The organism is Streptomyces sp. NRRL S-378 (assembly GCF_000720645.1).
In the GTDB taxonomy this organism is placed as follows: domain Bacteria; phylum Actinomycetota; class Actinomycetes; order Streptomycetales; family Streptomycetaceae; genus Streptomyces.
The window spans coordinates 100,004-117,831 of the sequence record NZ_JOBX01000024.1 but is presented as its reverse complement, the minus strand read 5'-3'; the positions used below and the strand labels follow the sequence as shown (position 1 = coordinate 117,831).

At 71.3% G+C, this 17,828-nt stretch carries 18 protein-coding genes; 10 read left to right on the top strand and 8 right to left on the bottom strand.

The genetic code is table 11. The features are described from left to right. Positions 1–80: 80 nt before the first annotated feature. Positions 81–1,004, top strand: coding sequence for a DUF3027 domain-containing protein (locus IH80_RS0118770; protein WP_030961835.1), 924 nt, complete (start codon positions 81–83; stop codon positions 1,002–1,004). A 73-nt stretch (positions 1,005–1,077) separates the two neighbouring features. On the opposite strand, the gene IH80_RS0118765 is transcribed toward IH80_RS0118770, so the two are convergent. Then, positions 1,078–2,100, bottom strand: coding sequence for a hypothetical protein (locus tag IH80_RS0118765; RefSeq protein WP_030961833.1), 1,023 nt, complete (start codon positions 2,098–2,100; stop codon positions 1,078–1,080). A 76-nt stretch (positions 2,101–2,176) separates the two neighbouring features. Here IH80_RS0118765 and IH80_RS0118760 point away from each other — a divergent pair, with 76 nt between their 5' ends. Both IH80_RS0118760 and IH80_RS0118755 read left to right on the top strand, forming a co-directional pair. Further along, on the top strand, positions 2,177–2,869 hold the full coding sequence (locus tag IH80_RS0118760) for a GDSL-type esterase/lipase family protein (protein WP_030961832.1): 693 nt from the start codon (positions 2,177–2,179) through the stop codon (positions 2,867–2,869). Positions 2,870–2,928: 59 nt separating this feature from the next. Next, positions 2,929–3,918: an aldo/keto reductase gene (locus IH80_RS0118755; RefSeq protein WP_030961831.1), complete on the top strand. Its 990-nt coding sequence runs from the start codon at positions 2,929–2,931 to the stop codon at positions 3,916–3,918. A 199-nt stretch (positions 3,919–4,117) separates the two neighbouring features. Here the strand turns inward: IH80_RS0118755 and IH80_RS44785 are convergent, their stop codons facing one another. Together IH80_RS44785 and IH80_RS0118740 are read right to left on the bottom strand one after the other, a co-directional pair. Beyond that, positions 4,118–4,261: a hypothetical protein gene (locus IH80_RS44785; RefSeq protein WP_157879769.1), complete on the bottom strand. Its 144-nt coding sequence runs from the start codon at positions 4,259–4,261 to the stop codon at positions 4,118–4,120. A gap of 275 nt (positions 4,262–4,536) precedes the next feature. Then, positions 4,537–4,803 (bottom strand): hypothetical protein, encoded by a 267-nt coding sequence (locus IH80_RS0118740; protein WP_234432284.1) that lies wholly within the window; start codon positions 4,801–4,803, stop codon positions 4,537–4,539. A 176-nt stretch (positions 4,804–4,979) separates the two neighbouring features. On the opposite strand from IH80_RS0118740, the gene IH80_RS0118735 reads away from it, so the two are divergent. From IH80_RS0118735 to IH80_RS40900, 4 genes are all read left to right on the top strand, one after another. After that, positions 4,980–5,972, top strand: coding sequence for a helix-turn-helix transcriptional regulator (locus IH80_RS0118735; RefSeq protein WP_030961828.1), 993 nt, complete (start codon positions 4,980–4,982; stop codon positions 5,970–5,972). A gap of 334 nt (positions 5,973–6,306) precedes the next feature. Next, complete coding sequence (locus IH80_RS44780) at positions 6,307–6,480, top strand: hypothetical protein (protein WP_158943511.1); 174 nt, start codon at positions 6,307–6,309, stop codon at positions 6,478–6,480. A gap of 268 nt (positions 6,481–6,748) precedes the next feature. Continuing rightward, positions 6,749–8,182 carry an FG-GAP repeat domain-containing protein gene (locus tag IH80_RS40905; protein ID WP_051809515.1) on the top strand — a complete coding sequence of 478 codons (1,434 nt, stop codon included), beginning with the start codon at positions 6,749–6,751 and terminating at the stop codon, positions 8,180–8,182. Between the two features lie 86 nt (positions 8,183–8,268). Beyond that, positions 8,269–9,798 (top strand): peptidoglycan DD-metalloendopeptidase family protein, encoded by a 1,530-nt coding sequence (locus IH80_RS40900; RefSeq protein WP_051809513.1) that lies wholly within the window; start codon positions 8,269–8,271, stop codon positions 9,796–9,798. 106 nt (positions 9,799–9,904) lie between these two features. On the opposite strand, the gene thpR is transcribed toward IH80_RS40900, so the two are convergent. The 3 genes from thpR to IH80_RS0118705 all read right to left on the bottom strand — a co-directional run bounded on the left by thpR (position 9,905) and on the right by IH80_RS0118705 (position 12,422). After that, complete coding sequence (gene thpR / locus IH80_RS0118715; protein ID WP_030961823.1) at positions 9,905–10,483, bottom strand: RNA 2',3'-cyclic phosphodiesterase; 579 nt, start codon at positions 10,481–10,483, stop codon at positions 9,905–9,907. A gap of 114 nt (positions 10,484–10,597) precedes the next feature. Further along, positions 10,598–11,959 (bottom strand): MFS transporter, encoded by a 1,362-nt coding sequence (locus tag IH80_RS0118710; protein ID WP_078906611.1) that lies wholly within the window; start codon positions 11,957–11,959, stop codon positions 10,598–10,600. Positions 11,960–11,984: 25 nt separating this feature from the next. Further along, positions 11,985–12,422, bottom strand: coding sequence for a MarR family winged helix-turn-helix transcriptional regulator (locus IH80_RS0118705; RefSeq protein ID WP_030662370.1), 438 nt, complete (start codon positions 12,420–12,422; stop codon positions 11,985–11,987). A gap of 141 nt (positions 12,423–12,563) precedes the next feature. Here IH80_RS0118705 and IH80_RS0118700 point away from each other — a divergent pair, with 141 nt between their 5' ends. Beyond that, positions 12,564–12,746: a hypothetical protein gene (locus IH80_RS0118700; RefSeq protein WP_030010567.1), complete on the top strand. Its 183-nt coding sequence runs from the start codon at positions 12,564–12,566 to the stop codon at positions 12,744–12,746. A gap of 18 nt (positions 12,747–12,764) precedes the next feature. Here IH80_RS0118700 and IH80_RS0118695 read toward each other — a convergent pair whose 3' ends face one another. Continuing rightward, entirely contained in the window at positions 12,765–14,225 is a 1,461-nt protein-coding gene (locus tag IH80_RS0118695) for an NCS2 family permease (RefSeq protein WP_030961820.1), read from the bottom strand. 139 nt (positions 14,226–14,364) lie between these two features. Between IH80_RS0118695 and IH80_RS0118690 the strand changes: the two genes are divergently transcribed. Together IH80_RS0118690 and IH80_RS0118685 are read left to right on the top strand one after the other, a co-directional pair. Then, entirely contained in the window at positions 14,365–14,646 is a 282-nt protein-coding gene (locus IH80_RS0118690; RefSeq protein WP_030961819.1) for a DUF2530 domain-containing protein, read from the top strand. 214 nt (positions 14,647–14,860) lie between these two features. Continuing rightward, positions 14,861–17,323 (top strand): cation-translocating P-type ATPase, encoded by a 2,463-nt coding sequence (locus IH80_RS0118685; protein ID WP_030961816.1) that lies wholly within the window; start codon positions 14,861–14,863, stop codon positions 17,321–17,323. 15 nt (positions 17,324–17,338) lie between these two features. On the opposite strand, the gene IH80_RS0118680 is transcribed toward IH80_RS0118685, so the two are convergent. Beyond that, positions 17,339–17,782, bottom strand: coding sequence for a nuclear transport factor 2 family protein (locus IH80_RS0118680; RefSeq protein WP_234432283.1), 444 nt, complete (start codon positions 17,780–17,782; stop codon positions 17,339–17,341). Positions 17,783–17,828 lie beyond the last annotated feature (46 nt).

Here is a 17,828-nt window from a genome sequence, read left to right as displayed (position 1 = left end):
TGCGGACAGCACCACCGGGTCGTTGTGGACGACAGTACGGACGGCGCACACGTGAGACGGCGTAGGAGAGAACGAGACCAGTGAGTGCTGCGACGACGCGAAGCCGTACCCCGCGTACCCCCGACCGCCTGTGCGTGGAGGCGGTGGAACTCGCCCGCGCGGCCGCCGAGGAGGCAGCCTTCCCCGGCGTGGTGGGCGCCCACGTCTCCGCCGTGGCGGAGGGCGACCGCGTCGTCACCCACTTCTTCGAGTCCAAGGAACCGGGATACCGCGGCTGGCGCTGGGCCGTCACCGTCGCCCGTGCCTCCCGCGCCAAGAACGTCACCCTCGACGAAACGGTGCTGCTCCCCGGCGACGACGCCCTGCTCGCCCCCGAGTGGGTGCCGTGGAGCGAGCGGCTGCGCCCCGGAGACATGGGCCCGGGCGACCTGCTGCCCACCGAGGCCGACGACCTGCGGCTGGAGCCGGGCTGGTCGGGCGAGGACACCCCGCCGCCGAACTCCGTCGTCTCCCCCGAGATGGCCGAACTGGTCGAGGCCGAGGACGCCGACGTCACCGACCGCGTGACCGTTCCCGCCCGCGGCTCCATCTCGTCGGTCGCCGAGGAGCTCGGCATGCGCCGGGCGCGCGTGCTCTCCCGCTACGGGCTGCACACCGCGGCCGACCGCTGGGACGAGTCCTTCGGCGCGAAGACCCCGATGGCGCAGGCAGCCCCCGCATCCTGCGTCTCCTGCGGCTTCCTCGTCGCCATCGGCGGCTCGCTCGGCCAGGCCTTCGGCGTCTGCGCGAACGAGTTCAGCCCGGCCGACGGCCGCCTGGTGTCGCTGTCCTACGGCTGCGGCGGCCACTCCGAGGCCGCGGTCATGCCGGCGCCGCTGCGGCCGGCCCCGCCGGTCCTCGACTCGATGGCCTCGGACGAGTTCGTCCTGAGGCCGGCCGCCGACACGGGCTCCGTGCCGGCCCCGGACGTCCAGGCCGCCGACCTGGACCTCGGCCACTCGTAACCCGGTACCCGACACGTCCGGCGCCCGCCCCCGGCGCCCGGCACCCGTACGGGCTCCTCCGCGCCGCGCGCCGTCAGTCCCGCGCGCGGCGCCGGAAGAGGCGCTTCGCACCGAAGACCAGGGCCAGGCCGCCCGCCAGGACCAGGGCGCCCTTGCCGAAGCCGCCCGTCGGCTCCGGCGCGGCCGCCGCGTCCGGAGGGGACCCCGGCTGCGGCGAGGCCGAACCACCGGGCGTGGCCGCCGCGGCCACCGGGACCGCGACGACCCGGCTGCTCGCGCCCTCCGAGCCGAACATGAGCGTCGAGCCGTCCGCCGCGTACGTCACCGACTCCGCCTGCCCCTGCCACGGCGCGTCGACCCGCTCGCCCTCGCCCTGCGGCCGGCCGTCCTTCCACGGGTACGTCCGGGCGGTGAAGTAGCCGCGCAGGGCCAGCCGGTTCCCGTCCGGGGAGAACGCCCCGTCCGTCACCCACGGGACGTCGGCGACCCGCCGGAACACGTTGGCCCCGCCCGCCGACAGCTCCGCGGGACCCTCGTACAGGCCGCCCCTGCTCTCGTGCTTGCTCGCGATGTAGACCCGGCCCGTCACCGGATGCACCATCAGGGACTCGGCGTCGCGCGGCCCGTCCTCGTACCGCACCGTGAACTGCGTTGCCTTGACGGTGACATCACCCAGTTGCCGTGGCTCCTGGAAGCGGTAGATCCACACGTGGTCCCAGGTGCCGCCCCGGTTGTCGCCGATGTCCCCCACGTAGAGCTGCCCGTCCGGGCCCAGCGAGATCGCCTCGACGTCGCGCGGCCTGCCGATGCCCGTCAGCGTCACCCGGGCCACCGTGCTGCCGGTGGCCGAGTCCACCGCGTAGACGTACGGGCCGTCCTCGCTGTCGTTGTGCGTCCAGTAGACCCCCGGATGGAGGCGGCTGGCCGCCAGCCCGCTCGACTCCTTGATCCTCGGATCGGAGATGGTGAACGAGGACGCCCCGGGGGACTGCGCGGCGGACGCCGCCCCCGGCAGCACGGCGACGACGACGGCGGCGGTCAGGGCGGTGGCGGCGGCGCTCGCGCGGGCGGCGGCGGACGGCGGGGACAGGCGCATCCTCCCAGCCTGCCAGGAGGTGCCGCGTGTCCGGCGTCACAGGGGTTTCTGTCGCGTGATCCGCGATGATGACCGGATGCGTTTCATGTTCGTCGGCGACTCCATGACCATCGGACGCGCCGGCGACTACACCTGGCGCTACCGGATGTGGCAGCACCTCGACTCGACCTTCGGCGGCCCCTACCGGATCGTCGGCCCGCGCTGCGAGGTCTACGACACCACCGCCGACGCGGCCGTCAGCCACGACTACGCCGACCCGGGCTTCCCGGAGCACGCCCGCCGCCACCTGGCCGGCTGGGGCGAGGGCTGGCAGCACATGGCCCCCGTCATGGGCGAGACCGTGGCCGCGCACCGCCCCGACGTACTCCTGGTCTCCCTGGGGCTGATCGACCTCGGCTTCTACACCGACGCCGAGCAGACCGCCGACAACGTCCGCCGCTTCATAGCGGGGGCCCGCGCCGCCCGTCCCGGCGTCCGCATGGTGCTGCTGCCGGTCATCCCGAACAGCCGGGCCGAGGAGGACGCCCCCTTCGCCGCCGAGGTGACCCGCTTCAACGAGCTCCTCGCGAAGGCCGTCGCCGACCTCACCACGGACGCCTCGCCGATCCTGCTGGCCGCCCGCCCGGCCTCGTACGACATCCACCACGACACCTACGACGGCACCCACCCCAACGCCTCCGGCGAACACCGGCTGGCGGGGGAGTTCGCGGCGGTCCTCCACCAGGCCTGGGGCATCGGAGCCCCCTACCGCCCGGCCCGGGACCCGTAACACGCCCTTCACGGGAGGGTCTTGCCTCGAGTGCACTCCAAGCAGTTGGCTAGTGACCCATGAAGTACACACAGCTCGGACGTACCGGCCTCAAGGTCAGCCGACTTGTACTCGGCACCATGAACTTCGGACCCCAGACCACGGAGCCCGAAAGCCACGCGATCATGGATTCGGCCCTCGACGCGGGCATCAACTTCTTCGACACGGCCAATGTGTACGGGTGGGGTGAGAACAAGGGCCGCACCGAGGAGATCATCGGCACCTGGTTCGCCCAGGGCGGCGGGCGGCGCGAGAAGACGGTCCTCGCCACCAAGGTCTACGGCTCCATGTCCCGCGAGGGCGAGACCTGGCCCAACTACGACCGTCTGTCGGCGCTGAACATCCGGCGGGCCGTCGACGCCAGCCTCAAGCGGCTGCAGACCGACTACATCGATCTCTACCAGTTCCACCACGTGGACCGGCGGACCCCCTTCGAGGAGATCTGGCAGGCCGTCGAGGTCCTCGTACAGCAGGGCAAGATCCTCTACGCCGGTTCCTCCAACTTCCCCGGCTACAAGATCGCCCAGGCCAACGAGGTCGCGGCGCGCACCGGGCGGCTCGGCCTGGTCAGCGAGCAGTGCCTCTACAACCTCGCGGAGCGGCGCGCCGAGATGGAGGTCATCCCGGCGGCCCAGGAGTACGGGCTCGGCGTCATCCCGTGGTCCCCGCTGCACGGCGGGCTGCTGGGCGGGGTCATCAAGAAGGAGGCCGTCGACGGCCGCCGGGCCTCCGGGCGGTCGGCGGACGCCCTCGCGAACAGCGCCGTGCGCGCGCAGGTGCAGGCGTACGAGGACCTGCTCGACAAGCACGGCCTGGAGCCGGGCGAGGTCGGGCTGGCCTGGCTGCTGACGCGTCCCGGGGTCACCGGGCCGATCGTCGGGCCGCGTACGCCGGAGCAGCTCGCCTCGGCGCTGCGCGCCGTGGAGCTGGAGCTGGGCGAGGACGTGCTGACCGGGCTGGACGAGATCTTCCCCGGTCCGGGGCCCTCGCCGGAGGCCTTCGCCTGGTAGGCGCCGCCGACGGCCGCCGCAGGGCCTACTGCCCGGTGGCGGCCGCCACGGCGACGACGAGGAACATCAGCACGAGCACGCCGGCCATCACACGGTTTCTGGTCTTGGGATCCACCCGTCGAGCGTAACGCGGCAGCCCCCGCATCGTGGACGCAGGGGCTGTGCCGTGGTGGGTGCGCTGCCGGCCGTGGCCGGGCGGTCACTGCCAGCTCATGTCACCGTTCTGGGCGGCGACCGGGGGCTTCGCGGCGGAAACCGGGGCCGCGGAGGCGACGGCCGGGGCGCCGAGGACGAGGGCGAGGGCGACGACCGCGGCGGCCTTGACGATGCGGGTGGTGTTCATGATGACCGGTGTCCCTTCGGAGGTGCCGTGAGGCGGCGTGCGTGTCAGTGGCTTCCCGGTCGGTCCCGCACCCCGCGGTGGCGCTGTCCCTTTCCGGTGAGACATAGCTAAGCCGCAGCTCAGCGGGGGGTGAAGAGATATCGGCTGGCCCAAACCGTCCGTGGACGGATGAGGACACGGACGCGGGCGCGGACGCAGGCACGGACGAGGGCTCGCACGAGTCAAGGGCCGGCCCCGGGGCCCGGCCCGAACCGCCCCCGGGCAGCCCTGCGGAGTCAGCCGCTCCGCTGCTCCAGCAGGGCCAGTGGCATCAGCGGGACGCCGACGTCCAGCAGGCGCGCGGTGGGCAGCACCCGCGCGCCGAGCAGGCGGCGGCAGACGGACTCGGCGTGCCGCTCCGCCTCCTCCAGGGATTCCGAGAGCAGGTAGAAACCGAGGGTGAAGTGCTCCGCGGACTGCGGGTGCACGGCCAGGTGCTCCACCCGGTCCCGCGGGCGCAGCCCGGCACGGGCGGCCTCGCGCAGGTCATCGGGCACTTCCACCGGAGGGACCGTCCGCAGACGGGCATGGACGAGGTACATGCCTCCACGGTCGCCCCACCGGACCCGTGCAGGACACCGAACCGGGTGGCCGTTTGTGGCCCTGGACACATCTGGCCAGCCGGCGCTTCTTTGAGATGATCTTCTGGTTGAAGTGCCAACGGGGTGGGGGGAACCACATGTTGACCGAACTGGGCCTCGATGCGAGAGCCGAGGCCGTCTACCGCGCCATGCTCATGGAACCCGGGTCGGGCGTCGCCGCGCTCGCCGGTGCCGTGGGGATCGGCGAGGGCGACGTACGCGAGGCCCTGGACCTGCTGAGCGAGCTGGCCCTGGTCCAGCCGTCGGCCGACGACAGCGGGCGGCTGCGCGCCGTCTCCCCGGACATCGGGATGGAGATCCTGATGGCCCGCGGGCAGGCGGAACTCGCCGCGCAGCAGCAGCGGCTGGAGGCGTCCCGGGCCGCCGCGGCCCGGCTGATCTCGGAGTACTCGGAGCTGCGGCCGGCCGCCCGGCATCCGGGCGTGGAGCAGCTCATCGGCCTCGACGCGGTCCGTGACCGGCTGGTCGCGCTGACCCGGGAGACGAAGGAGGAGCTCCTGGCGTTCTCGCCGGACGCCACGCTGAGCGAGACGGCCCTGGCCGCGTCGCGCCCGCTGAACAGGACGCTGCTCGAACGCGGCGTCCGCATGCGCACCGTCTACCTGGACAGCGTGCGCAACAGCCGCCCCTCCATCGAGCACGCGAACTGGCTCACGGAGCTCGGCGGCCAGGTCCGTACGGTGGCGTCGCTGCCGACGCGGATGCTCATCGTGGACCGCAGGACGGCGCTGATCCCGGTGAGCGACGACTCCGCGGCGGGCGCGGTCGTCCTGACCGGGCACGGCATGCTGGTCGCCCTCTGCGCGCTCTTCGAGTCGACGTGGGCGGCGGCGCAGCCGCTGGCGGAGGTGGCGGTCCTCGGGCCGGACGGTTTGACCGCGCAACAGGCAGCAGCAGTAAGGCTGTTGGCCGAGGGGCACACGGACGACGCGATAGCCAAGCGGCTGGGCGTCTCCTCGCGCACGGCCCGGCGCATCGCCAACGAGCTGATGGAGCGGCTCGGTGCCCGCAGCCGCTTCGAGGCCGGGGTCCGGGCCGTCCAGGAGGGCTGGCTGCCCACGCGCGCCTAGCGGGGGTACCGCAGCCGTCACGCCGTACGAAAGCCGCCCGGCGGGACCACGAGAGTGGTCCCGCCGGGCGGCTTTCGTGTGTGCGGGATGGGGAGGGCGGACGAGGGGCCGGATCAGGCCATCGTGGACGGGTCCGGCCATGGCCCGTTCGGGCCAGTCGATCTCTCTTCCGTCCGGCCCGGGCAGCGGCGAATCTATTTCTTGTCAGCGGGGCAGCCCCCCGGGGACGAGCACCGAAGGCCCTGAAAGCCCTTCAACGGACGGGACCGCGGGACGTCCTGGGGCGATGGGTTCCAGCCACCAGATCATTTCGTTTCGGAAGGACGAAGCCCCCATGCGTACGGGAATCCTCAGGGCCACCGCGGTCGTCGCCCTCACCCTCGGCATCACCTCCGTCGCCCCGATGGCCTCCGCCCACGCCCCGGCCCACCCGGTCCCGGCGACCGGAACGGCAGGCCCGGCGGGTACCCCGCCCGCCCCGCTCACCGGGGTGGCCGGCTCCCGCTAGACGCGCCGCGCCCGCACCATCCGCAGGATCCCCAGGACCGCTGTACCTGCAGGACAGCTGTCCGTCCGCCACACCTCGTACCGCCGTACCTCGAACGCCGCGCATCGCACCCAGGACGTCGCACCCAGCGCATCGCACCCAGCGCATCGCACCCAGCACGTCGCACCCAGCGCATCGCACCCAGCACGTCGCACCTCGCACGACCGCCGGTCGAGCCCTCGCTCCCGGCCCTCCAGACCTCCTGACCCACCAGAACCGGAGCACAGCCATGTCCCGACACCTGCCCAGAACCCGCCACGCAGCCGTCGCCGCACTGATCGCCGGCGCCGTCGCCGCCGGCACCGTGGTCGCCGTCGACTCCGCGGCGGTCGCCGCACCGGCGGCCGTCACCGCCGAACCCCCCGCGAACCCCGATTACGGCAGCCCCGGCCAGGGCGAGGAGGAAGCGGTCGACGGGGAGTTCCGGGCGACGACCTTCGCCGCTGCGACCACCACGCAGATCACCCGCAGCTCGGTCATCGCCCGGGCCAAGAGCTGGGTCGGCATAGGCCTGGACTACAACAGCGGCGCCCGTCACGGCGGATACCGCACGGACTGCTCGGGCTACGTCTCGATGGCCTGGGACCTGGACTTCCAGCCGGCCACCAACAGCTTCGCCTCCCGCGGCGTGACCGAGTCGATCACCAAGTCCGAACTGAAGGCGGGCGACGCGCTCCTGGACGACGACCCGGGCTCCTCCGGACACGTCGTCCTCTTCGAGAAGTGGGCCAACTCCGACCGCACGCAGTACTGGGGCTTCGACTTCACGCCCAGCGGCGTCCACCACCGCGTCTACGACTACCCGTACTACCCGGGCTACGGCCCCTATGCGCCCGTCCGCTACAAGAACATCGCCGACGACGTGACCACCCCGCCGGCGCCCAAGCCCGGCATGACCGACCTCGTCGCGGCCAACATCAACGGCGACGCCGTGGACGACGTGGTCGGGGTCGAGGCCTCGACCGGCAAGCTGTGGCTCTACAAGGGCGCCTCCAACGGCACCATCGCCTCCGGCGGCAACCGCGTGGAGATAGGCAGCGGCGGCTGGAACGGCATGGCCAACCTGGCCGCCGGCGACTACAACGGCGACCGCAAGGACGACATCGTCGCGGTCGAGGAGGCCAGCGGAAAGCTGTACCTCTACCCGGGCACCGGCAGCGGTCTCTCCTCCCGCAAGGAGATCGGCTCCGGCGGCTGGAACGGCATGACCGAGCTGATGGGCGGTGACTTCAACGGTGACGGCAGGGCCGACGTCGCCGCCGTCGAGAAGTCGACGGGCAAGCTGTGGCTCTACAAGGGCAACGGCACCGGATCGATCGGCGGCGGCAGCAGCCGCGTCCTGATCGGGTCCGGCGGCTGGAACAGACTGCACGACCTGGTCGGCATGGACGTCGACAACGACGGCAGGACCGACGTCGTCGGGGCGGAGAGCTCGACGGGCAAGCTCTTCCTCTACAAGAGCAACGGCACCGGCCTCAACGCCCGCACCGAGATCGGCTCGGGCGGCTGGAACGGCATGAACGACCTCATCGGCGGCGACTTCACCTCGAACGCGAACGACGACCTCGTCGGCGTCGAGAAGGCCACCGGAAAGCTCTACCTCTACCCGGGCACCGGCACGGGTCTGGGGGCGCGCAAGGAGATCGGCTCCGGCGGCTGGTAGCCACGGCGCATCTCCCCGCTCTCCTTTCGCAACTCCCCTCCCTGACGCTCTTTTTGGCACCCTCGTGCCGGTTTGGAAGCACTCCCATGTCTGTTGAGACCACCACCGCCACCACCTCGGCCCCCTCCGCCTTCTCCCGCCTGATGTCCCGCCGGGTCCGCATCGCCACCGGCCTCGTCTGCGCCACCGTCGCCGCGGTCGCCCTCTCCGCCGGCGGTGCGAACGCCGACGGCGGCCCGGAGGACCCGCACGGCGACATGACCGAGCTGACGGCCGCCGACCTCGGCCTGCCCGAGGCCTCGCAGATGATGGCCATGGCGGCCACCTCGGGCGACGACCGCCCCGACTTCCAGATGCCGTTCAAGTGCGGCGAGACCTGGCAGGGCGCCTCCCGCTCCCACCACAGCCCCAGCGCCAACGCGATCGACTGGACGCAGGGCGGCTCGACGGTCAACTCCCCGGTCGTGGCGAGCGCCGACGGCGTCGTGTCCAAGGTGAGGGACCTCGGCGGCTCCAGCTACGGCAAGTACGTGGTCATCAACCACGGCGGCGGCTGGTCCACCGTCTACGCCCACCTCAACGGCTTCAACACGTCCACCGGTGCCACGGTCAAGGCCGGACAGCAGATCGGCATCGTCGGCAGCACCGGCAACTCCTCCGGCGCCCACCTGCACTACGAGCAGCGTCACGACCTGGTCGACCAGCGCACGGTCTTCAACGGCAGCGCCTTCGGCGGCTCCGGCTCCTGGTCCAAGTCGCTGACCAGCAAGAACTGCGAGACCAAGGCGCCGGAGCCGAAGCCTGAGGGCCCCGGTGACGGGGGTGCCGGCTCCACCGGCATGGTCGACCTGGCCTCGGCCGACCTCAACGGCGACAACGTCGTCGACGTAGCGGCCGTGGAAGCGTCCACCGGCAAGCTGTGGCTCTACAAGGGCGCCTCCAACGGCACCATCGCCTCCGGCAGCAACCGCGTCCTGATCGGTTCGGGCGGCTGGAACGGCATGTCCAACCTGACCGGCGGTGACTTCACCGGCGACGGCAAGGACGACATCGTCGCGGTCGAGGAGTCCACCGGCAAGCTGTGGCTCTACAAGGGCGCCGACAACTCGACGATCTCCTCCGGCGGCAGCCGCGTCCTGATCGGTTCGGGCGGCTGGAACGGCATGTCCAACCTGACCGCCCTCAACCTCAACGGCGACAAGATCGCCGACCTGGCGGCCGTCGAGAAGTCCACCGGCAAGCTGTACCTCTACCCGGGCAACGGCACCGGCCTGAACGCCCGCAAGGAGATCGGCTCGGGCGGCTGGAACGGCATGTCCAACCTGACGGGCATGGACCTCAACAACAGCGGCCGCCAGGACCTGGTCGCGGTGGAGAAGTCCACGGGCAAGCTGTTCATGTACCCCGGCGACAAGGGCTACCTGAGCCCGCGCATCCTGATCGGCTCGGGCGGCTGGAACGGCATGTCCGACCTGATCGGCGGCGACCTGCTGAACTCGCAGCTCTCGGACGACCTGATCGCCGTCCAGAACTCCACCGGCAAGCTCTTCCTCTACCCGGGCACCGGTGCCGGCGGCCTGGGCGCCCGCAAGGAGATCGGCGTCGGCGGCTGGTAAGCACCGGCTGGGCAGCGGGTGGTGACCACCTGAAGTGAAGACACGTGAGGCGGCCCGTCCCTGCAGGACGGGCCGCCTCACGGCGTTCGCGAGCCGCCTGCGCGGATCAGCCGGCCAGCGGCCAGGCGCGCACGGTCTCGTAGCGGGGCTGTTCACCCCGCACCCCGCTCACGGGCAGGTGGCTGCGGACCAGGCTGAGCGTGTCCACCTGCCAGGCCGTGCCCTCGAAGTCCGCGAGCGCGTCCAGGTACGGGCGAAGCGGCGCGGCCCCGCCGTGGCCCTGCCCGTGGCCGTGCCCGTGGTTGCGGGCCAGGGTGAGGTGCGGGGTGTACCGGTGGTGCTGCTCCATCGGGATCCCGGCCCGCCTCGCGGCGGCGTCGGCCCGGTCGGCGAGCAGGCGCATGGTGTCGAGCTCGCCGGCGGCGCCGGTCCACAGGGCGCGGTCGCCGAAGTGCCCGCAGCCGCGCAGGCGCAGGGCGAAGGGCGGCGTACGGTGGGCGGCCCGCTCCAGTCGGGCGTACAGCTCGGGGAGCGCGTCGTCGCGGACCTCGCCCATGAAGGCGAGCGTGAAGTGCCAGCCGGCTCGGGTGGTCCAGGTCAGCCGGTCGTCGTGGACCGCGTCCACGGCGGCGGCGAGCTCGGCGACGGCCTTCTCGGGCGGCAGAACGGCGGCGAACAGTCTCATGCGGTGAGCGTATGCCCTGCGCGCCGCCGACCGCCGGGGTCCGGGGCGGAGCCCGGCGGGGTCCGGGGCCGAGCGCCGTGAGGCACCGGGCCGGACCCCGCCGGAGGTATCCGGTCAGGCCACCGTCACCAGTTCGCGGTGGCGCGGAACGGCCGGGACGAAGGTCACCCCGTGGCGGCCGACCCGCAGCCGGAGGTTGCCGACACGGGCCAGGACGACGCCGATGGCCACGGACGCGGCCAGGGAGATCAGGGCGCCCGAGGCCATGCCGACGCGTGCTCCGTAGGTGTCCGTGATCCAGCCGAGGAGCGGGGCGCCCAGCGGGGTGCCGCCGGTGAACACCATCATGAACAGGGCCATGACCCGGCCGCGCATCTCGGGGTCGGTGGCCATCTGCACGCTGGAGTTGGCGGTGACGTTGACGGTCAGGCCGAAGACGCCGATGGGCACGAGCAGCGCGGCGAACAGCCAGAAGCCGGGGGCGAAGGCCGTCACGAACAACAGTACGGAGAACAGTGCGGCCGCGGCCACCAGCAGCCGCAGTCGGGATTGCCCGCGGCGGGCGGCGAGCAGGGCGCCCGCGAGGGAGCCGGCCGCGATCAGGGTGTTGAAGAGCCCGTAGGTGCCGGCGTCGCCGTGGAAGACGTCGCTCACGTACGCCGACAGCCAGATCGGGAAGTTGAACCCGAAGGTGCCGATGAAGCCGACGAGGACGATCGGCCAGACCAGCTCGGGCCGTCCGGCGACGTAGCGCAGGCCCTCGCGCAGCTGTCCCTTGGCGCGGGGCCGTGGCTCGACGGGGTGCAGTTCCTTCGTCCGCATCATCAGCAGGCCCGCGATGGGTGCGGCGAAGGACAGGCCGTTGAGCAGGAACGCCCAGCCGGAGCCGACGGCGGTGATCAGCACGCCGGCGATCGCCGGGCCGACCAGCCGCGCGGACTGGAAGTTGGCCGAGTTGAGGCTGACGGCGTTGGCGACCTGGTCCTTGCCGACCATCTCGGGGACGAACGTCTGCCGGGCCGGGTTGTCCACGACGGTGATCAGGCCGAGGAGGAGGGCCGCGAGGTAGACGTGCCAGACCTGGACGTGTCCGGCCAGGGTGAGGGCGGCCAGTGCGATGCCGGTCAGGCCCATGGCGCTCTGGGTGGCGAGGAGCAGGGGCCGCTTGGGCAGCCGGTCGGCGAGTACGCCTCCGTAGAGGCCGAACACCAGCATCGGCAGGAACTGCAGGGCGATGGTGATGCCGACGGCGGAGGCGGAGCCGGTCAGTGAGAGGACCAGCCAGTCCTGGGCGATGCGCTGCATCCAGGTGCCGGTGTTCGAGACGACCTGCCCGGTCGCGAAGAGCCGGTAGTTCCGGATCCTCAGCGAGCTGAACATCCCGTGGTTCGTGCTCGCGGGTGCCGCGGGTCCCGCGGCGGTAGTGGTGGTGGATATGTGGCCGGGTGCGGAGTCTGCTCCGTTTCCCGTACTCAAAAGCGTTCGCCTCCTGGCGTCGTTCCTACAGGTGCGCGAGCTTCTCCAGGACGGGTGCGGCCGCGCGCAGCTTGGCCCATTCGTCCTCGGTCAGCTCTGCCGCGAGCCCGGCCAGGAAGGCGTTGCGCTTGCGGCGGCTCTCTTCGAGCATCGCTTCGGCCTCCTCCGTCTGGCGGACCACCTTCTGGCGGCGGTCGTCGGGGTGCGGTTCCAGCGTGACCAGTCCCTTGGCTTCCAGCAACGCGACGATGCGCGTCATGGACGGCGGCTGGACGTGCTCCCGCCGCGCCAGCTCACCGGGTGTGGCCTGGCCGCAGCGGGCGAGGGTGCCGAGGACCGACATCTCGGTCGGGCTCAGCGACTCGTCGACGCGCTGGTGCTTCAGGCGCCGCCCCAGCCGCATGACGGCGGAGCGGAGGTCGTTCACGGCGGCAGCGTCGTCGCCATGGGAGAGGTCAGGCATGTACTTAGAATAACTCATTACTCTCGCTAAGGAACACCGGTTTTCCCGGTCATGCACCCGGTATGTGCCAGGTCACTCGTACGGGTGAGTCGGCGGCCGAAAGTGACCCGCGTGCGCCCCCTCTGCCCCGACTCTTTCGGCATGGGGACACATGTGCTGAGCATGCGCATAGACGGGGAGCTCCTCGACAGGCTCCGGATCCATGCCGCCAAACGCGGAATGAGCGTCCAGGACTATGTGGTCCGGACGCTCATTCGCGACGACTTCGACGAGCGCTTCAAGGCGGCCGTCGACGAGACGGAGAAGTTCTACGGGCTGACGTGAGCCCGCCCCCGGAGCCGGCTAGCCGAGGCCGAGCGCGGGCATCGCGTAGTAGAAGACGAACACCGCCGACACCACGTACATGGCGGTCGGGACCTCGCGGCCCCGGCCGGTCGCCAGGCGCAGCACGCTGAAGGCGATGAAGCCGATGCCGATGCCGTTGGTGATCGAGTAGGTGAAGGGCATCATCACCATGGCCAGGAAGGCCGGGACGGCGACGGTGAAGTCGCTCCAGTCGATGTCCCTGACCGATCCCGCCAGGATCAGGAAGCCCACCGCGACCAGTGCGGGCGTGGCGGCCTGCGACGGGACCATGGTGGCCAGCGGGGTGAAGAACAGCGCCACGGCGAAGAGGCCGCCCGTCACGACGTTCGCCAGACCCGTACGGGCACCCTCGCCGACACCGGCCGTGGACTCCACGAAGCAGGTGGTCGCCGAGGAGGAGGTCGCGCCGCCCGAGGCGACGGCGAGGCCGTCGACGAACAGGACCCGGTTGATGCCGGGGAACTCGCCGGTCTTCTTGTCGATCAGCTTGGCCTCGTCGCCGACGCCCAGGATCGTGCCCATGGCGTCGAAGAAGCAGGACAGCAGCACGGTGAAGACGAACAGGATGCCGGTCAGCAGCCCGACCTTGCCGAAGCCGCCGAACAGGCTGACCTGGCCGACGAGCCCGAAGTCCGGCGAGGCGACCGGGTTGCCGGGCCAGGCCGGGACGGTCAGGCCCCAGCCGGAGTCGGGCAGGTCGGCGACGAGCTGGACGACGACCGCGACCAGGGTCATGGCCACGATGGAGATCAGGATCGCGCCCGGGACCTTGCGGATCAGCAGGGCGAGGGTGAGCAGCGTGCCGATCGCGAAGATCAGGACGGGCCAGCCGTGCAGGTGGCCGTCGCTGCCGAGCTGGAGCGGGACCGTGGTGTGCGCGGCGTCCGGGATGCGGGAGACGAAGCCGGAGTCGACCAGGCCGATCAGCATGATGAACAGGCCGATACCGATGGCGATGCCCTTGCGCAGGCTCAGGGGGACGGCGTTCATGACGCGCTCGCGCAGCCCGGTGGCGACCAGCAGCATCACCACGAAGCCGGCCAGGACCACCATGCCCATCGCGTCGGGCCAGCTCATGCGCGGGGCGAGCTGGAGGGCCACGACGGTGTTCACGCCGAGGCCGGCGGCGAGCGCGATGGGGACGTTGCCGATGACGCCCATGAGGAGCGTGGTGAAGGCGGCCGTCAGGACGGTGGCCGTCACGAGCTGGCCGCTGTCGAGCTGGTGCCCGTACATGTCCTTCGCGCTGCCCAGGATGATCGGGTTCAGCACGATGATGTACGCCATGGCGAAGAAGGTCGCGAAACCGCCGCGAACCTCGCGAGCGACGGTCGAGCCGCGCTCGGAGATCTTGAAGAAGCGGTCCAGCCCGCCGGAGGGTTCCCGCGGGGCGGGCTCCGGAGAGGCGGGTGCGGGGGCGGGGGCCGGGGTGCTCATACGGTCCTCATTGGTGGTTCATACGAAGAAAATGGGCCGCGCCCAAACCGTTTCAGTATGAACACACCAGGGAATCGCCGTCCATCTCCGCGCGTAGACCATGCGTGGGGCCGATCCGGCTCCCGCTTAAACTTGCGACATGGCGAAATGGATTGCGAGACACGAGGCGCCCGAGCCCCTGGAGGGCCCCGTCGTCGCGACGGTCACGGGTGGCACGATCCTGTGGTTCGCCCTCTTCGTGGTCCAGCTGCCCTTCTACGGGTGGTTCGCCGACCGCGGCCAGCTGTGGTGGGTCTGGACCTGCGCGGCCGGCGGCTTCCTCGGCCTGATCGGCATCTGGTACGTCCGCGGCCGCGACGCCGCCCTCAAGCGCCACGCCGCCGCCACTGCTGCCGGGCACACCCGGCAGGACACCCCCTAGCCACTCCTTTCCGGCGGCCGGTCCCGCACCGGAGTCGTGCCCGGCCCCAGACCCAGACCCGGCCCCCGTGCCGGCCCCGGGCGAAGCGCGCCCGGGAACCGGCTCCCCGTGGGGCGCACGGCCTCCTACCAGCGGACGATTCGGGTCATCCCGAAGTCGTTTCTTCGGGCTCCCCGGCGGGTGAAGCCATCCGACCCCGCTTACCGTCGAAGGCATGACGGAGCGGGCGAGGATCGACCATGACGGGCGGGAGCCGAGCGGCGGACCCGGCACGGCCATCGACGCCGGGGCGGAGCTGGACCCCGTACACCCCGTGCAGCCACCGGCGCCCCGTTTCAAGCCGGGCGGCCTGACCACCGCCGAGGTCGCCGAACGCGTCGCCCGCGGCGACGTCAACGACGTCCCGGTGCGCTCCTCGCGGTCCACCACCGACATCGTCCGCGGCAACGTCTTCACCCGCTTCAACGCGATCATCGGCGTCCTCTGGGTGATCATGCTCATCGTCGCGCCGATCCAGGACAGCCTCTTCGGCTTCGTGATCATCGCGAACACCGGAATCGGCATCATCCAGGAACTGCGCGCGAAGAAGACCCTCGACGGCCTCGCCGTCATCGGCGAGGCCAAACCCAGCGTCCGCCGCGACGGCCGGACCGCCGAGATCTCCACCTCCGAGATCGTCCTCGACGACGTCATCGAACTCGGCCCGGGCGACAAGGTCGTCGTCGACGGGTCCGTCGGCGAGGCCGACGGCCTGGAGATCGACGAGTCCCTGCTCACCGGCGAGGCCGACCCCGTCCTGAAGAAGCCCGGCGACCCGGTCATGTCCGGTTCCTTCGTGGTCGCCGGCGGCGGCGCGTTCACCGCCACCAAAGTCGGCCGCGAGGCCTACGCCGCCCAGTTGGCCGAAGAGGCCTCCCGCTTCACGCTCGTCCACTCCGAGCTGCGCTCCGGCATCTCCACCATCCTCAAGTACGTCACGTGGATGATGATCCCGACCTCCATCGGCCTGATCATCAGCCAGCTCGTCGTCAAGGAGAACAACCTCAACGACGCCATCGCCCGGACCGTCGGCGGGATCGTGCCGATGATCCCCGAAGGGCTCGTCCTCCTCACCTCCGTGGCCTTCGCGATCGGCGTCATCCGCCTCGGCCGCAAGCAGTGCCTCGTGCAGGAGCTGCCCGCCATCGAGGGCCTCGCACGCGTCGACGTGGTCTGCCTCGACAAGACCGGCACCCTCACCGAGGGCGGCATGGACGTCACCGAGCTGCGGCCGCTCGGCGGCGCGGACCCCGCGTACGTCAAGAAGGTGCTCGGCGCGCTCGGCGAGTCCGACCCGCGCCCCAACGCCAGCCTCCAGGCGATCATCGACGCCTACCCCGACAGCGCCGAGTGGCGGTGCACCGAGTCCCTGCCCTTCTCCTCCGCCCGCAAGTACAGCGGCGCCAGCTTCAGCGAGGGCGACGGCGAGAACAACACCTGGCTGCTCGGCGCGCCCGACGTCCTGCTGCCGGCGGGGGACTCCGCCCTCGACGAGATCAACGACCTCAACGAACAGGGCCTGCGCGTCCTGCTGCTCGCCCGTTCCGCCCGCGAACTGGACGACGAGGCCGTCGCCACCGGCGTCAGGCCCACCGCCCTGGTCGTCCTGGAGCAGCGGCTGCGCCCCGACGCCGCCGACACGCTGCGCTACTTCGAGGACCAGAACGTCAGGGCGAAGGTCATCTCCGGCGACAACGCGATCTCCGTCGGCGCGGTCGCCGGCAAGCTGGGCCTGCCCGGCGCGCAGAACACCGTCGACGCCCGCAAGCTCCCCCCCGAACAGGCCGAGATGGCCGAGGCCCTGGACGGGAACTCGGTCTTCGGGCGCGTGACCCCGCAGCAGAAGAGGGACATGGTCGGCGCCCTCCAGTCCAGGGGCCACACCGTCGCCATGACCGGCGACGGCGTCAACGACGTGCTCGCCCTCAAGGACGCCGACATCGGCGTCTCGATGGGGTCCGGCTCGGAGGCCACCCGCGCGGTCGCGCAGATCGTCCTCCTCAACAACAGCTTCTCCACTCTCCCGTCGGTGGTCGCCGAGGGCCGCCGGGTCATCGGCAACATCACGCGCGTGGCGACCCTCTTCCTCACCAAGACGGTCTACTCCGTCCTGCTGGCCATCCTGGTGGTCTGCTCGCAGGTCGAGTACCCCTTCCTGCCGCGCCACCTGACGCTGCTGTCCACCCTCACCATCGGCATCCCGGCCTTCTTCCTGGCACTGGCCCCGAACAAGGAACGCGCGAAGCCGCACTTCGTGAGACGGGTGATGCGGTACGCGATCCCCGGCGGCGTGATCGCGGCGACGGCCACCTTCGTCACCTACCTCATCGCCCGGCACCACTACACGGGCGCGGAAGCCCTGCCCGCGGAGACCAGCGCGGCGACGCTCACCCTGTTCCTGACCTCGATGTGGGTCCTCGCGATCATCGCCCGCCCGTACACGTGGTGGCGCGTGGCCCTGGTGGGCACGATGGGCGGTGCCTTCCTGATCGTCCTGATCGTGCCGTGGCTCCAGGACTTCTTCCAGCTCAAGCTGGTCGGAACCACGATGCCGTGGACCGCGGTGGCGGTCGCGGCGGCCGCCGCGACCCTCATCGAGTTCACCTTCCGCTGGGTCGACCGCAAGTTCCCGGCCTGACCGGTACGACGGGGCTCAGGCCAGGCCGTCCGCCTGGAGGCCGGCCAGGACGGCCTGCCCCAGGGTGTGGACCGCGGACCGGGGGCGGACCATCACCGTGAACTCCTTGATCCGGCCCGCCCCGTCGAAGTGCAGCATGTCGATGCCGTGGATCTCCTTGCCGTCCACCGTGGCCCGGAAGGGCAGGACCGACGCCTGCGCCTCGGTGCCGTCCCCGCTGGTCTGCGTCGCGCCGTCGAAATGGCCGACGTAGCGCAGGTCCTCGAAGACGCGCAGCAGGACCCCGAAGAGCCCCAGCACCATCGGCCTGCCCTCGAACGGGCGGAACTTCACCGGGCTGTACAGCCTGATGTCCTCGGTGAACAGGTCCTCCAGCGCGCAGAGATCACGCTTCTCCACGGCGGCGCGGAAGCGTTCGGCGGTCTCCCTCACGGACTCCACGGACTCCACGGACTCCACGGCTCCTCCAGATGCGGATACGAACACGACTGGTGATACTCAAGGA